Raw genomic sequence first — 14771 nt, 5'->3', positions numbered from 1 at the left:
TCCAATCTTAATCATCTACATTTATCACTTCAAATTCAACAATTTTGTAAAATAGATAATTTAATACTTGCCGGATACAAATATTAACCTTGAAAATTAATGTAGGTTTTATCATGACAATTACTCATAAACATGTTGATGAAATTTTTGAATATGACGGAAGTCAAATCAACCCTTCATGGGCATTTCAGGAATTTGGAATTTACGGATCATCAATCGTGACATGGATTGGTCCGGTAAACATCACTCCTGATAACTTAAAGGACTTTGCTGATGTCGGTTTGGAGATCAAATCAAATTATATGGTGAATTTCATTTGTGAGTTCTTTGACCAGCAGCCAACAAATATGAGGATTGCTTATTTAAGACAAAGATTGCTGGTAATGATTTTTAGAGAAATTCTCACTGAATATGGAGTAAAAACCACTCGTGAGGGTGATGATATTTTTGTGGATGGCAGAAAACTGTCAATCTCAATCGCCAGTGTGTCATTAAGTTCAGCAAAAATCCATTTTGCCCTGAATCTTGAAGATAAGGGGACTCCAAGTGATGTCAAAACAATAGGTTTATATGATATAAAAATAAATAATAAACAAGTTTTTGATGAAAATAATTTGTTGGAATTAATCAATAAAACAGTTGATAGGTTTATTGATGAGTTGGAAACAATTGAAAAGGATATTAGTAAAACCAAGGTGTTAGGATGAAAATTTTAGTTAATGGTATACAATCAAATTTACGATTCTCTTCAGCACATGTAATTCCTGGACATGAATCCTGCGGATTTATACATGGCCATTCCTATTTTGTTGATGTTGAGATTGAAGGCGAAAGGGCTGGAGAATTCAGTTTTGTGGTTGACTTTAAAGATGTTAAAAGTTATACAAAGGCGATTTGTGACGAACTTGATCACAGATTATTGATTCCTGTTTACAATGATTTAATCGAATTTAAGGATTTTGACAAGAAAAAAGATTCAATTTTTGATTTGAAAAAGCAAAAATCTGTTTTCTTTAAAATTGAGGATAAGGGATATACAATTCCTTCTGTGGATTGTGTGTTGCTGCCTCTTCCATACACTTCTGCTGAAGAGCTTTCCAAGTTTTTCGCTGAAAGTTTGGCTAAAAAGTTGGCGGAAAGCTATGACAATCTGAAATATATTTCAGTATGTGTGAATGAGGGAATAGGTCAGGGTGCTGAATACAGGAAAGAGTTAGAATGAAAGCTCCAATTATTGAAATATTCTCTTCATTTCAGGGTGAAGGCCTTTTAATAGGTGAAAGGCAGATTTTTGTAAGGTTTGCCGGATGCAATCTGAACTGCAACTATTGCGACACCGATGATAGTAAATCCGTTTCATCAGGTAGTATGATGACTCCTGATGAGGTTGTGGAGGAAATAAACAAATTATTGACTCCAGATTGTAAAACCATTTCATTTACTGGAGGTGAGCCAAGTTTATATCCTGACTTCATATCTGAAGTGAGTAAAAATTTTGATTTAAAAATAATGCTTGAAACCAACGGCACATTGCCTGAGAAAATTGCTTCCATTGAGAGATTGGACATTGTTTCTCTGGATATTAAGTTGCCGGAGCATTTTGATGGTGAATTTGATAATTCAATTTTTTTAAATGAAATTAAATCACTAAATTTATTAATAACAAATGCTATAAATGTATATTGTAAAGTAGTTATATTGCCGTCAACAAAAATAAAGTCATTTAAAGAGGTAGTTGAAAAATTATCACAAAATATTTCAAACAAAAGCAACCTTAAAATAATTATCCAACCTTCTAGTCCATTAGGAGAATGGAAAGACCTTAATTTTAAATTATTTGAGTTTTCCGAAGTTGTTGGGCAATATTTTGAAGTTTCCACCATTCCTCAAATCCATAAGATTTTGGATATTGAGTGAATTTTGTTTTTAAAATGTTTATTGATTTTATTTTTTGATTGCAATGTATAAAGAGGTGTCAAAATGAAAGATAAAACATCTGTTAATAGAAAATCAAACACAGGCGCAGTTGAACGTCAAACCAAAGTTCATGACAAAGAAGGAGACATCATGGCTATTGCAACCAGAGATGTTGTTTCAATTCCTCCTTCAAAAAGTATTAAAGACACTGCAAAAGTAATGATGGAACATGAATTTAGAAGATTACCAATCACTGATCCTGGTTCTGGTAAATTATTAGGTATTGTAACCGTAATGGATATATTGGATTTCTTTGGTGGAGGAAAAAAATTCAATATCATTGAGAAAAAATACGAGGACAATTTCCTAGCAGCTATTAACGAACCAGTAAAAGAAATTATGACTCGTGATTTAATCACTTTGTCAAACAAGGCTTCTATTGCTGAAACAATTGAAGCAATGTTAGCTAATCAGTTAGGTGCTTTACCTCTCGTTGATGCTGACGGTAAACTTGCAGGTATCGTAACTGAAAGGGACATTGCTTTATCATTAGCTGGTGTAGCAGGTAAAGACATCGTTCAAGACTTCATGAGTCCAAAAGTTTTCACCACAACTCCTGGAACACCATTAGAAGGTGCATGTAAAATTATGGTTAGAAACGGTTTAAGAAGAATTCCAATTATCGGTGGTGAAGCAGATATATCCAAAGCTGCTAAAAAATTGTTAGGTATCTTAACTTCTACCGATGTTATCAGATTCCTAAATGCTAAAGAATTGTTCGACAATTTAAATTCCAATTTAGCAAGTGAAGTATTGGAACAAACCAAAATTTCAGATATCATGGCTAAAGAACCAGTTACCGTTGAACCTACAATGAGTATTGGAGATTTATGCGAACTCTTTTCAGAGAAAAACATTGGTGGAGTTCCAGTTGTCAAAGATGATGAAGTAATTGGAATCATTACTGAAAGAGACATATTAAACGCAGTTAAAAGATATTAAACACATAAAAGGAGATGATAATATGCAAATTAAGAATTTGATGTCTGAGGATATTATTACCATAGACAAAGATCAAAATCTTTCTGATGCTTTGAAATTATTACGTAAACATAATGTTTCACGTTTGCCAGTAACCAATAACAAAGAGTTAGTTGGAATTGTTTCCGAAAGGGACATTGCAGCTAAGCTTGGTTCTTCAAAATATGAAAGCATGCCTGCATCAAGACTTCATATTTCATCTGTAATGGTTAAAGATGTATTTACAGTTCCTCAGACAATGCAATTGGATGAAGTGGCAAAATTAATGTTGGATAATGGTATAGGTTCCGTTCCGGTAATGGATGAAGATGACCAGATGGTAGGAATCGTATCCAAGGCTGATTTTGTAACTCTTGCTGTAGGAATTGCTTTTGATAAGATTGCTGTTAAGGAAATCATGTCCAAAGATTTAATAACAGTATCACCAACTGAAAGAATCGTTCATGCAAGGCGACAAATGATTGACTCTCATGTGGGCAGAGTGCCTGTAGTTGACGATGAGGATTTGGTTGGTATGATTACATCTAAAGATTTAATGAGAGCTTTCATTGACTTTAGAAAAAAAGTACCTGAAAAATACCAAAAATCTCAAATCAAGGAACTTCTGGTTGAAGACATAATGTCCGTCAATCCGAAGGTTACCTCAAAAGACGCTACAATATCTGAAGTTGCCAAAATAATGATTGAAACCGGATACAACGGTTTGCCTGTTGTTGAAGATGGTAATGTAGTTGGTATTATAACACAAACCGATATTTTAAGACTAATTCAAAAATTAGAATCTTAAATATCTCTTTTTTTTATTTTTTTTTAATAGGGGGTCTAAGTATTACTTTAATATCATTTCTAGGTCCTAACGGAACATTTACTCATGAAGCCGCCAGTATGTTGGGCGACGAGCTGATTTCTTATTGTACAATTCCTGCTGTAATGGAAAGTGTCCAGAATAATGAATGTGATTTCGGTGTGGTTCCCATTGAAAACTCTATAGAGGGGCCTGTTGGAATAACACTTGATTCATTGGCTCACAAGTATGATTTGAAAATATTTAATGAAATCATCATTCCGATAAATCAGAATTTCATTGTAAATCCGGGATGTGTCATGGAAGATATTGAGGATGTCTATTCTCATGAGCAGGCGATATCCCAATGCAGGGAATTTATTCAGGAACATAGGCTTCAGCCTCATTATGCGATAAGTACTGCAAACGCTGCAAAAAGCATAATAGGGGACAGGTCAAAAGCTGCCATTGGAAATACCAAGGCGGCGGAATTATATGGTCTTGAAATTCTCGAGCCGAATATCCAGGATACTGACAATAACGCTACCCGTTTTGTAGTATTGTCAAATGAAAGTCACAAAATCACAGGCAGTGACAAGACTTCAATTATATTTTCGATTTATGAGGATCGTCCTGGTGGGTTATACAATATTCTGGGAATCTTTCAAAAAAATGACATTAACCTGACCAAAATCGAGTCTAGGCCATCAAAAAAAGGTTTGGGCAAATATCTGTTCTTTGTTGACTTTGAAGGCCATAATGATGATGATTTGGTTAAGGATATTATTGAAGAAATTGGGGAAAATACCTATTTTTTAAAAGTTCTAGGTTCATATCCTAAATTTTAGGTAACATTTAAATTATTGTTTTAATATAAATTACTTCATAATAGTTTCAGGGAGGGTAGGCATGTCAGATGAAAGAGATAAACTTCTTCAAGTAATGAGCAGTTTGGAATCAGATTACAATTCTGGAAAGATTTCTTCAGAAAAGTATAGATATTTCCGTTCCAAATATGAAGATAAGTTAAATTCAATTGATGCAATGGAAGCTACCAGGCGTATAAGATCTATGCAGGGTAAATCAACTGCTCCTAAGAATAAGAATAGAAGTAAAAAACCTGCCAATTATAGGAAAAAACAGGAACAGGATTTGGTTCAGAAATATATCATAAATCCTAAAAAGGATGATGTGAGGTATAATAAGCAGAAAAAATCATCAGTGGGCGGAGGAGCATTTAAATTTATTGCTATTCTAGTACTTATTGTAGCATTTACCGCAGGTGTTGCCTATGGTATCTTTAATTTGGATACCGGATCAGTTGCCAGTGGAGAAGCAGTTGCCACTGTTCAAGATACAGCATTCCCTGAAATTGTCGCTGTTGTTAATAATACTGTTGCAAATTACACTAGTAATACAAATAACAATCAGACTGCAGCCAATACTAATGATAATGTAGAAACCACTACTGAGACTACAACGGACACATCAACTGATTCCTCATCAAGTTCCAGTTCGGATTCAAGTTCAGACTCATCAAGTAGTGATGTAACGCCTACTCCTAGTCCTTCACCGACACCGTCAGGTGATGACAGTGGCGGAGACGGAGGAGGAAGCAGTGACGGTTCTGGCGGTAGCGAAGGTGAAAATGGAGGATAATCCTCTGTATAGGTGATATTATGAAAAATAAAATTTTAAAAGGTAGTATAGTAGTTATTATTCTTATAATATTTTTGGTTTCATGTGTAAGCGCCGCAAATAATTCCAGCAGTACAAATAATGGAAATGAGGTTCTGGAGTTGTCAAAAGGAGGTTTAACAATTCATTATCCTTCTAATTGGGGTTATTCACAGGCAACCTCAAATTATTCAATAATGTCAATTTCTAAATTGGATTCAATTGATGTCGCAGGAATAGGTCAGGTTAACATTAACTTTGAGAAAAAGCCTATTGAAGGAGATTTCAATACCTTTGTGAATTCAACTTATAAGTCAATGGCTTCCGATTCCAAATTCAATTTGGTTTCCTCAGGTGCCTCTGTCATTGGGGATAGGGAATCATTGGAGTACATATACACTTCCAACGAGAATGGTGTTGAACGTGAACACAAGGCAGTTTGGTTTGAAAAGGGTGGTCAGGCATATGTTTTATTGTATAGTGCACCACTGGACAAATTCGAATCAAACCTCTATGTATTCGATTATATTATATCCGACATTAAAATCACATAGGTGCTTTGATGATTATATTGTGTGTTACAGGTAGTATTGCGGCTACCGAATCAATTAAATTGGCTCGTGAACTTAGGAGAAATGGTGCTGAAGTCAAATGCTTCATGAGTGAGTCAGCATGTGAAATCATTCATCCGAATGCTATGGAATTTGCAACAGGTAATGAAGTTGTAACCAGGCTCACCGGTAAAATTGAACATGTGAAATATTCTCAGGAAGATTTGATACTGGTTGCGCCGGCTACTGCAAATACGATTTCCAAATTTGCACATAAGATAGCCGACAATCCCATCTCAACTCTTTTAATTACTGCTCAAGGTCACGACACCCCTATTATTTTTGTTCCTTCAATGCATGATTCAATGTATCGTGCGGTCAAGGAAAATATTGATAAGATAAAGCAGGAAGGATCAGCAACCTTTATAAAACCTAGAATGGATGAAGGCAAAGCCAAATTCCCTTCTAAAGATGATATTGTTCTCGAATCTTTAAGAACTATTAATTTACATAAAAAGGACTGATACTATTAAAGGTAAAAAGATTTTGATAAGTCTTGGGGGTACTTATGAACCCATCGATTCCGTCAGGGGAATCACCAACAAATCCTCCGGTAAAATGGGTTTGGCACTTGCCCGTGAAGCATACATTCGAGGGGCCGATTTAAAACTGGTTGTCGCTAACGTCAGTGTTGAAATTCCATCTGTTTTTGATGTTGTTCGTGTTGAAACCAGTGCCGAGATGAATGATGCGATCTTAAAATTGATTCCATCTTGTGATATTTTCATATCTGCAGCTGCAGTTTCTGATTTTGAATTCAGACAAAAATCTGATAAGAAAATTGATTCTTCAAGTTCTCTGAACTTAAACCTGAAACCTACAACCAAAATTATCCGTCAGATTAAAAAAATCAACCCGGACATATTTCTGGTAGGATTTAAGGCCGAATTCAATATTTCAAAGGATGAAATCATTGAGTGTGCAAGGCGACAGATTGAAAATGCGGGCACCGATTTGGTCATTGCCAATGACATATCCAGAAATGATTGTCATTTCGGATCTGACAACAACGAGGTCCTGATTGTTGATGATGAGGTTTTAACTGTGCCTTTGGCTTCAAAAAGAGAGATTTCCAAAAGCATTTTTGATGTAATTTATAAAAAGTTATAAGTTCATCTATATGTCTTACTTATAATCATTTATTTTATTTTATAATTCTATTTATTTTTAATTGGCAATATATTATTTGTCATAATTTATTTGAATCTATTAATTTAATTAATCATATTTTTCATATAATGGAACTTTTTTCCTGAGTGTCATGGCGATCTTGCTGAAATATTTTTTCAAAACTGAAATGTCATATCTGTGGTTTAAATCTGGATTATATTTTCATATCAATTTTGTTTTCCGTTTGTAAATTTCAAAAAAATCTAAAATTTGTCTTGGTGTTTTTCTTTTGATGGTTTTAATTTTAGGTAAAATCAGTTATTCTATATGAGATTATAAGCTTAATTTAGTAATACTTTTTAGTTTAAAAACATTAAAACAATCTTTGAAAAAAAGTCTCTTAAAAATCAGTTAAATTTAAAAAGTAGTTCATGCCTTTAGGATTCAGTTAAATGGAGTGACTAATAGAGTGAATAAGCCTAAAGGCAGTTTCAATGAACTATTATTTTATTTGCATTAGCAATAATAATATTTAATTTTATAGTATAAAAAGCTATCTAAGTAATACTTTTTAGCATTTTTTGTAGTAATTTTTTAAATTAATTACAACTATTTTTTACCTAAAATTTACCTCAATTGAGGGTCGTTTTGTTTAAAAATTTTTTTCTACAAGAAATGCAATATGGTCTTTTTCGTAAGGTTCCAGTTTGACTTTTTCAATAATCTTAAAACCTTTTTCTTTCAATTTTTGCTCTTGTAGTTTGAAAATCTTTTTGGGCTTTTGTACTACATCAATACTTCTAGCTTTAATCATTAAAAGACCGACACCATCATCCTTTGCAAACAGGTTCATATTTCTCATAAACAGTTCGGTCTGTGTTGGCTGGGCAACATCACAATATACTAAGTCAGTCTTTTCAACAAGGTTCAAATATCCTTTGGGTTTGGTGGCGTCACCTAGGATTGGAGCGATATTAAGTCTTTGACGTGAAAGCTGAACCAATTTTTTGGCTGTTGTCGGTGAAAATTCAACAGCATAAATTTTCCCGTCAATTACAATGTCTGAAATGTGTGAAACTGTTGTTCCGGTTGAGGCACCTAGGTACAGCACTTTTGAAGCCTCATCAAGCTCCAGATTTTCCAGTCCGTTCAGGAGGGCTGCAGCCAATTTTGAACGTCTAGGATTCCATATTCTATATTCCTCACCTTCACTTATCAGTTCCTCTCCATAAACAGATGTTCCTGGACATAGATTGCGGGTTGCAACGTTTCCATCCTTAAAATAAACTTTCATGCTCTACCTCCTTTTCCTTTTCTTTTTACCTTTTCTCTTCCTTGATTTGGATTTTGACTTTTCTTCTTTTCTTTTTTTGCTTGTTTTTGTTGGAAAAGGATTGTTTTTTTCTATCTCTTCAACTTTTTCGATAAATTCATTGGATACATTTTCATCAAATGTCTTTGTAAACACGTCACGTCTAACCGCCAGGGATATTTTTCCGGCAAGCATTCTTGCGATTTTACCTCTGTTCCACCATTTTGCACCTCTAACCTGTGGGTGCTGGTAGATTAAACCGTATTTTGGAGGACGGTCTCCACTTTTCAAATGTCTGAACAATGCCTTTTCAGCGCCCATAATCTGAATTGTGCTTGAAGGATACATTGCTAGTCTTTTTATTCCTCCTGCATGTGATATCAGTTTTGCGCCCAAACTGGATCCGACCAACAGCCTTAAGTTGGGGGCAAGTGATTCCATTTTTGCATCGATGTAATCTTCGATATCCCTTCTTGTCTTTTGCATTTCATGGATGGATTTGGCATAATTGTTCATTATCTCCAAATCTATTGGATTTATGTCCTCATCTAAATCTATGATGTCACCGGGGAATGCGTCCGGTTTTGCCTTTATGATTTCCTCTTTGCTTTTGTTTTGTGAGATTAGCCTGATGTAGGTTTCGTTGTTTTTGATTGTGTCCATTTCCGGAAAGTACAGTGCATACCATTCCCGTATTCTTTCAATCAATTTTGAAATGCTTTCATCAATCTCATCTATGGAATTGATGGCCTGAATCAGGTGTTTGTCCTCGCTTGCAGATTCCTTTTTGATTTTATATATTGCAAAATTCTGATAAATTCTGCTTAATTCATCATTGTCCAAATCAAACTTTTCAAAGTTGGCTCTCAAATATTCTCCGCCACGATTTGGAGTTTTGATTGTGATTTTGTCATTGTCATAATCTGACAGCCTTTTGTTTGATTCGATGATAATCTCATCATAGTCAGCAGAAACTTCATTGATGATATCAAGTTCCTCTGTGACAATTTGTTTTGAGTCAATTTCGGATAATCTATTGATTATTTCGTCTTCTGGGAATAATTTCGTACAGATTAATTCATTTTCATTATCAAAAGCATAAAAACCTTTAACGCAATAAGTTATATAGCATTCCATGAGATAATTTATTCATTTTATTTTTAATAAGTATTTTTATGATGAAATTTAAAAATTAATAACATGTCAAAACAGAGTTTTAGAGATTTGAAAAACGAAATTGAACTTAAAAATGCCGAAATTGATGAGCTGTCGATGGAACTCGATGCAAAAAATGAGGAGATTAACAAGTTAAAGTTATATTCCACCAGATTAAAGTATGAAAAGAAGAATCTGGAGGATAAGCTCGATACAAAAATCGACTATGACAAGGCAAGAATCAAGGAACTGGATGATTTGTCCGAAAAACTTGTGGAAAAGGATAAAATCATAGAGGACAAGCAGGACCAGGTCCGCTATCTCAGGTCATTGATTGACGATTATAAAACTCAAATCAAATCAAACTCAGAGGAGCTTGAAATTCAGCTTCGAAAAATCTCTAAAACATATGAGGAGCTATTGGCACAAAAGGATTTGATCATTGAAAAACAGGACCAGATAATAGATGACTTGTCAAAGGCCAATGAGGAAATTGTCAAATCAAACAAGACCAATGTTATAAGTTTAAAATTGCAGAATGAAAAATATCAAGAAATAATTGATAAATTTACAAAGACTAATAAATAATTAATTACAAAGTTGATATTATGTTAAAAACAAATATTTGCGGTGTGGAATTTCGAAATCCTTTGATGTTGGCTGCAGGGATTATGGGCAGCAATGCATCATCAATGAATTGGATTTTAAAATCCGGTGCCGGAGGAGTTGTATCTAAATCATTTTCACTGAATCCTCATCCAGGTTATGTAAACCCTACAACAGTTGCGGTTGATGGAGGAATTATAAATGCAATCGGTTTGTCAAATCCTGGTGTTAAAAACTTCAAAGAGGAATTGGCTAAAATCGAAAGGGACAACAATGTCGTAATAGCATCAATTTACGGTGCAACACCTGATGAGTTTTCAGAACTTGTCAGTGAGGTTCAGGGCCTTGTTGACATGATTGAGCTGAACATTTCATGTCCTCACGCAATGGACGGTTACGGCGCATCAATCGGTCAGAGCTGTGATTTGTCACATACAATCGTTTCAGCATCAAAGGATGCAAGCGACGTTCCGATCATAGCAAAGCTTACACCTAATGTCACAGACATTACAGAAATTGCAAAAACCTGCGAGGATGCGGGAGCGGACTGTCTGTCCTTGATCAATACATTGGGTCCGGGCATGAAAATCAATATAGATGTTGCAAAGCCGGTTCTCTCAAACAAGTTTGGCGGAATGAGCGGTAAGGCAATAAAGCCTATTGCAATACGTAATGTATATTCAGTTTATGAGGCGGTTGACATTCCGTTGATTGGTGTTGGAGGCGTTTACACATTTGCCGATGTTGTGGAGTTCATATTTGCCGGAGCACGTGCAGTGCAGATAGGTACCGCAATCATGGATGAAGGTGTAGAGGTATTCGCCAAGATCAATCAGGATTTGGAAAAGTTCATGGCCGAAAAAGGTTATTCTTCAATTGATGAAATGGTGGGGATTGCGCATGATTAACGAACCAAAAATCGTAGAGATTAAAGAGATTATCGATGAGACTCCTACAATCAAGACATTCAAGTTCGATTGGGATTTTGAAACACTTGGAAAGCCTAATCCCGGTGAGTTTCTGATGATTTGGAACTTCAACAATGAAAAACCAATGTCCATATCACAAATCAATGATGATGAACTTACAATTACCGTTAAAAACATTGGAGAGTTCACCTCCCAGTTGCATGAGCTTGAAGTTGGCGATGTGATTGGTGTCAGAGGAAGCTACGGTAACGGATTTGACAATTCCTTTGAGGGCAAAAAAGTCATTGCAATCGGTGGCGGAGTTGGTATGGCACCAATGAATTCAATTGCAAATGATTTGGCAAAAAACAATGACGTAAGTGTTATCAGTGCAGCTCAAACCAAAGAGGAAGTTTTGTTTATTGATTCACTAGAAGATAAGGGCGTTAAGGTTTATCCGTGTACTGATGATGGAAGCTTTGGATTTAAGGGTTTTGCAACAAATTGTCTGGAGGATTTGCTTAAAGACAACTCCTATGATTATGGGTTTGTATGCGGACCTGAAATAATGATGAAGGGAATATTTGAAATCCTTGAGGCATCCGACATCCCTGCACAGTATTCACTTGAAAGATACATGAAATGTGCACTTGGTGTATGCGGTCAGTGCTGCGTTGACAGCGAGGGATGGAGAATCTGTGTAGAGGGACCTGTTTTTGAAAACGACAAGATATCACAGATAACAGAATTTGCAAAATACAGAAGGGACGCTTCCGGTGTAAAGTATTAATGGTGAAAAGATGGGAATTGAGATTAGGCAACACTTGACTCCTCCGATACTGTTGGTATTGTTTTTATTAATCGTTTCTTTAATGTTTGTGTTTCCGGTTTTGAACATGATCATTTTAGGTGCGATACTGGCTTATGGAGTTCGTCCGGTTGCCCGTAAAATCCAGTCCAAATTAAAGTTCGAGTCCGTTTCCATTCTTTTGGCAATGGTGGTAATATTGGTGCCCCTCATACTGCTGGTCATCTATATTGTAGTTGAGCTTTCAGGTATGATTTCAGGATTTTTAGCTTCAAATTCATATAGGGACATCAACAATTCCCTGACAATGGTTTCAACATATCTTCCATGGAAATTTGATATAAATTCCATTTCAGCATCCATGAATTCATCCCTTCAGCAGGTTGGAAGTTATGTTTTAAATTATCTGGTCAAGTTTTTAAGCAGTCTGATGAACGTTACTCTTGACTTGTTCATTCTGGTCTGTTCAGTATTCTATTTCACCCGTGACGGTGACAACTGTCTTGAATTCATCAAGTCATTCGTGCCTGAGGATTCCATGGGCTTTTTTAACCAGACCGTTGAGTCAGTTAAAAATGTCTTGAGAAGCATATTCTATGGACACTTCCTGACTTCAGTAATCATCGGAATATTCGCTGCAATCGGCTATTCCCTTTTGGGATATCCATATGGAATATTTTTGGGCGTGATTACAGGAATTCTGCAGTTGATTCCGGTATTTGGCCCATGGCCGATATATTGGGCACTGTTTTTCATTGATGTCATTTCCGGAAACTATCCGAGGGCTGTAGTTGTGTTGCTGTTTGGATTTTTCCTAAGTACCGTGGATATGTATATTCGTCCTGCACTGTCAAGTCACTATGCCGACATACACCCTCTTATATTGCTGGTGGGATTCTTATCCGGGCCGCTGGTTTATGGAATCGTCGGATTCATTGTAGGGCCGTTGATTTTGGGAATCACCTATGCCGTTTTGGATAATTTCAGAAAGGAATATCTTATGGAGGATTCATGATGCAGAGAAATGTGGTAATTTTGGACATTGATTATGTTACTTATGACGGAAAGCCTGTAATAAGACTGTTTTCTAAGGATGGGGACAAAAACGTTATTCTAATTGACGATACATTCCAGCCTTATTTGTACGTGGTGTCTGATGATATTGAAGACTGCATTTCAGAAATCAAAGAAAATATTGATGTCGTGAATGTTGAAAAGGTTGTCAAAAAGGATTTCCAGATTGAATCCGAGTTCATCAAAGTGACATTCAATCATCCTCAGGAGCTTGCAAAAAGCAGGGATGCATTAAGGGATTTGGAAACCGTAATCCAAATCAGGGAATTTGACATACCGTTTTACAGAAGATACCTGATGGACAGGGACATCATCCCAATGACTGAAGTTGTGGCCAAAGGGGACAGCCTGAAGAAATTCCTAGACCTTGACTGTGAAACCCAGGACATTGAAATCATCAAGTTGACCGAACCTCCGACACGTTTGGAAGAGTATCCTCAGGACTTCAGAATTTTAAGTTTCGATTTGGAGGTCAGAAATCCCCGTGGGATGCCGGACTCATCAGTCGATGAGATAATCATGATAGGCGTTGCAAGCAATTTCGGTGTTAATCAGGTCATATCTACAAAGACAAACTCTGAGGACCGTGATGACTTTGTAAATCAGGTGGGCTCAGAAAAGGAAATGATTGAAGAGTTTGTAAAAATCATCAAGGAGAACAATGTTGACATTATAGTGGGATACAACTCCGATAATTTTGATTTCCCATATCTCAAGGAAAGGGCAAAGATTCTTGAAGTGGACCTTGACATTGGAATGGATGAGACAGATGTCAAATTCATCCGTAGAGGCTATGCCAATGCCGCATCATTCAAGGGCCTGATTCATGTTGACATATATCTTGTAATGAGAAGATACATGACACTGGACAGGTATACATTGGAAAGGGTATATTATGAGCTCTTTGGTGAGGAAAAAATAGATGTTCCGGGAGAGAGAATCTGGGAGTTCTGGGACAATGGCGGTGAGGAACTGGACAACCTGTTTGATTACTCTCTGGATGATGTAATATCAACTTTAAAGATTGCAGAACAGACATTGCCACTTAATCTGGAACTTACTCGTATAATCGGTCAGCCTTTGTTTGACGTCTCCCGTATGGCAACAGGTCAGCAGGCAGAATGGTTTTTAGTAAAGCAGGCTTATTTTGACGAGGAGGTTGTTCCCAACAAGCAGGGATCAAACTTTGCGGACCGTGCATCAGCCGAAGACAATGAGGGTGGATATGTGCGTGAACCCGAAAAGGGTCTGCATGAAAATCTGGTTCAGTTCGATTTCAGAAGTCTGTATCCGAGTATTATCATTTCAAAAAACATTTCTCCGGATGTAATGACACTGGGTGAAATTGACAATGAAGATGAATATAACATATCTCCCGAACATGGCATTAAATTTAAAAAATCACCTCAAGGCTTTATTCCATCAGTTATTGATAAGATCCTTCAGGAAAGGTTCAGGATTAAACGTGAAATGAAGGCATCAACCGATCCTCAGCAGAGAATTGCCTTGGATGTACAGCAGCAGGCCATTAAAAGACTTGCAAATACTATGTATGGTATCTATGGATTTCCGCGTTTCAGATGGTATTCATTTGAATGTGCAAAGGCCATTACATCATGGGGAAGACAGTACATTAAATCATCAATAAAAAAAGCTGAAGAATATGGGTTTTATACTATATATGCGGATACCGATGGTTTTTATGCGAAATACAAAAAGAATGATGGAAAATAATTTCTATTTTTAGTTAAAATTTGTTTTTTTAAAA

At 36.0% G+C, this 14771-nt stretch carries 17 protein-coding genes; 15 read left to right on the top strand and 2 right to left on the bottom strand.

The window, feature by feature from the left end; genetic code table 11:
• The first annotated feature begins 113 nt into the window (after positions 1-113).
• The 10 genes from QZV03_RS01290 (at position 114) to QZV03_RS01245 (ending at position 7140) form a co-directional block, all read left to right on the top strand.
• Positions 114-707, top strand: coding sequence for a DUF366 family protein (locus QZV03_RS01290; RefSeq protein WP_296873901.1), 594 nt, complete (start codon positions 114-116; stop codon positions 705-707).
• The gene (locus QZV03_RS01285; protein ID WP_296873900.1) at positions 704-1222 is read left to right on the top strand and encodes a 6-pyruvoyl tetrahydropterin synthase family protein; all 519 of its coding nucleotides are present in this window, start codon (positions 704-706) and stop codon (positions 1220-1222) included. Before QZV03_RS01290 ends, QZV03_RS01285 begins: the two co-directional genes overlap by 4 nt.
• Positions 1219-1917: a 7-carboxy-7-deazaguanine synthase QueE gene (locus tag QZV03_RS01280; RefSeq protein WP_296873899.1), complete on the top strand. Its 699-nt coding sequence runs from the start codon at positions 1219-1221 to the stop codon at positions 1915-1917. Before QZV03_RS01285 ends, QZV03_RS01280 begins: the two co-directional genes overlap by 4 nt.
• 63 nt (positions 1918-1980) lie before the next feature.
• Entirely contained in the window at positions 1981-2919 is a 939-nt protein-coding gene (locus tag QZV03_RS01275; RefSeq protein WP_296873898.1) for a CBS domain-containing protein, read from the top strand.
• Positions 2920-2941: 22 nt separating this feature from the next.
• Complete coding sequence (locus tag QZV03_RS01270) at positions 2942-3745, top strand: CBS domain-containing protein (protein WP_296873897.1); 804 nt, start codon at positions 2942-2944, stop codon at positions 3743-3745.
• A gap of 41 nt (positions 3746-3786) precedes the next feature.
• On the top strand, positions 3787-4590 hold the full coding sequence (gene pheA / locus QZV03_RS01265) for a prephenate dehydratase (protein WP_296873943.1): 804 nt from the start codon (positions 3787-3789) through the stop codon (positions 4588-4590).
• Positions 4591-4651: 61 nt separating this feature from the next.
• Positions 4652-5401 (top strand): endoglucanase, encoded by a 750-nt coding sequence (locus QZV03_RS01260; protein ID WP_296873896.1) that lies wholly within the window; start codon positions 4652-4654, stop codon positions 5399-5401.
• Positions 5402-5421: 20 nt separating this feature from the next.
• A complete protein-coding gene (locus tag QZV03_RS01255; protein ID WP_296873895.1) occupies positions 5422-5973 on the top strand; it encodes a hypothetical protein in 552 nt (183 codons plus the stop codon).
• Positions 5974-5981: 8 nt separating this feature from the next.
• A complete protein-coding gene (locus QZV03_RS01250) occupies positions 5982-6494 on the top strand; it encodes a flavoprotein (protein ID WP_296873894.1) in 513 nt (170 codons plus the stop codon).
• A 22-nt stretch (positions 6495-6516) separates the two neighbouring features.
• The gene (locus tag QZV03_RS01245; RefSeq protein ID WP_296873893.1) at positions 6517-7140 is read left to right on the top strand and encodes a phosphopantothenoylcysteine decarboxylase; all 624 of its coding nucleotides are present in this window, start codon (positions 6517-6519) and stop codon (positions 7138-7140) included.
• Between the two features lie 652 nt (positions 7141-7792).
• Here QZV03_RS01245 and QZV03_RS01240 read toward each other — a convergent pair.
• Both QZV03_RS01240 and QZV03_RS01235 read right to left on the bottom strand, forming a co-directional pair.
• Positions 7793-8434: a fibrillarin-like rRNA/tRNA 2'-O-methyltransferase gene (locus QZV03_RS01240; protein ID WP_296873892.1), complete on the bottom strand. Its 642-nt coding sequence runs from the start codon at positions 8432-8434 to the stop codon at positions 7793-7795.
• 3 nt (positions 8435-8437) lie between these two features.
• Positions 8438-9589 (bottom strand): NOP5/NOP56 family protein, encoded by a 1152-nt coding sequence (locus QZV03_RS01235; protein ID WP_296873891.1) that lies wholly within the window; start codon positions 9587-9589, stop codon positions 8438-8440.
• 63 nt (positions 9590-9652) lie between these two features.
• Between QZV03_RS01235 and QZV03_RS01230 the strand changes: the two genes are divergently transcribed.
• From QZV03_RS01230 to QZV03_RS01210, 5 genes are read left to right on the top strand one after another with little or no spacing between them, the layout of a single operon-like run.
• On the top strand, positions 9653-10195 hold the full coding sequence (locus QZV03_RS01230) for a glycosyl transferase (RefSeq protein WP_296873890.1): 543 nt from the start codon (positions 9653-9655) through the stop codon (positions 10193-10195).
• 20 nt (positions 10196-10215) lie between these two features.
• Complete coding sequence (locus tag QZV03_RS01225) at positions 10216-11121, top strand: dihydroorotate dehydrogenase (RefSeq protein WP_296873889.1); 906 nt, start codon at positions 10216-10218, stop codon at positions 11119-11121.
• Positions 11114-11911, top strand: a complete 798-nt coding sequence (locus tag QZV03_RS01220) for a dihydroorotate dehydrogenase electron transfer subunit (protein WP_296873888.1) — start codon at positions 11114-11116, stop codon at positions 11909-11911. The genes QZV03_RS01225 and QZV03_RS01220 overlap by 8 nt, the downstream gene beginning before the upstream one ends.
• A gap of 10 nt (positions 11912-11921) precedes the next feature.
• Positions 11922-12944 carry an AI-2E family transporter gene (locus QZV03_RS01215; protein ID WP_296873887.1) on the top strand — a complete coding sequence of 341 codons (1023 nt, stop codon included), beginning with the start codon at positions 11922-11924 and terminating at the stop codon, positions 12942-12944.
• The gene (locus QZV03_RS01210; protein WP_296873942.1) at positions 12944-14737 is read left to right on the top strand and encodes a DNA-directed DNA polymerase; all 1794 of its coding nucleotides are present in this window, start codon (positions 12944-12946) and stop codon (positions 14735-14737) included. Before QZV03_RS01215 ends, QZV03_RS01210 begins: the two co-directional genes overlap by 1 nt.
• Positions 14738-14771: the final 34 nt, after the last annotated feature.

Source organism: uncultured Methanobrevibacter sp. (genome assembly GCF_902788255.1).
Lineage (GTDB): Archaea > Methanobacteriota > Methanobacteria > Methanobacteriales > Methanobacteriaceae > Methanocatella.
This window is presented reverse-complemented; position numbering and strand designations above follow the sequence as displayed.

Bases quoted from the DNA above. Each gene is read 5' to 3' on its own strand.
- QZV03_RS01290 (WP_296873901.1), top strand. From the start codon at position 114: ATGACAATTACTCATAAACATGTTGATGAAATTTTTGAATATGACGGA.
- QZV03_RS01285 (WP_296873900.1), top strand. From the start codon at position 704: ATGAAAATTTTAGTTAATGGTATACAATCAAATTTACGATTCTCTTCA.
- QZV03_RS01280 (WP_296873899.1), top strand. From the start codon at position 1,219: ATGAAAGCTCCAATTATTGAAATATTCTCTTCATTTCAGGGTGAAGGC.
- QZV03_RS01275 (WP_296873898.1), top strand. From the start codon at position 1,981: ATGAAAGATAAAACATCTGTTAATAGAAAATCAAACACAGGCGCAGTT.
- QZV03_RS01270 (WP_296873897.1), top strand. From the start codon at position 2,942: ATGCAAATTAAGAATTTGATGTCTGAGGATATTATTACCATAGACAAA.
- QZV03_RS01260 (WP_296873896.1), top strand. From the start codon at position 4,652: ATGTCAGATGAAAGAGATAAACTTCTTCAAGTAATGAGCAGTTTGGAA.
- QZV03_RS01255 (WP_296873895.1), top strand. From the start codon at position 5,422: ATGAAAAATAAAATTTTAAAAGGTAGTATAGTAGTTATTATTCTTATA.
- QZV03_RS01250 (WP_296873894.1), top strand. From the start codon at position 5,982: ATGATTATATTGTGTGTTACAGGTAGTATTGCGGCTACCGAATCAATT.
- QZV03_RS01240 (WP_296873892.1), bottom strand. From the start codon at position 8,434: ATGAAAGTTTATTTTAAGGATGGAAACGTTGCAACCCGCAATCTATGT.
- QZV03_RS01235 (WP_296873891.1), bottom strand. From the start codon at position 9,589: ATGGAATGCTATATAACTTATTGCGTTAAAGGTTTTTATGCTTTTGAT.
- QZV03_RS01230 (WP_296873890.1), top strand. From the start codon at position 9,653: ATGTCAAAACAGAGTTTTAGAGATTTGAAAAACGAAATTGAACTTAAA.
- QZV03_RS01225 (WP_296873889.1), top strand. From the start codon at position 10,216: ATGTTAAAAACAAATATTTGCGGTGTGGAATTTCGAAATCCTTTGATG.
- QZV03_RS01220 (WP_296873888.1), top strand. From the start codon at position 11,114: ATGATTAACGAACCAAAAATCGTAGAGATTAAAGAGATTATCGATGAG.
- QZV03_RS01215 (WP_296873887.1), top strand. From the start codon at position 11,922: ATGGGAATTGAGATTAGGCAACACTTGACTCCTCCGATACTGTTGGTA.
- QZV03_RS01210 (WP_296873942.1), top strand. From the start codon at position 12,944: ATGCAGAGAAATGTGGTAATTTTGGACATTGATTATGTTACTTATGAC.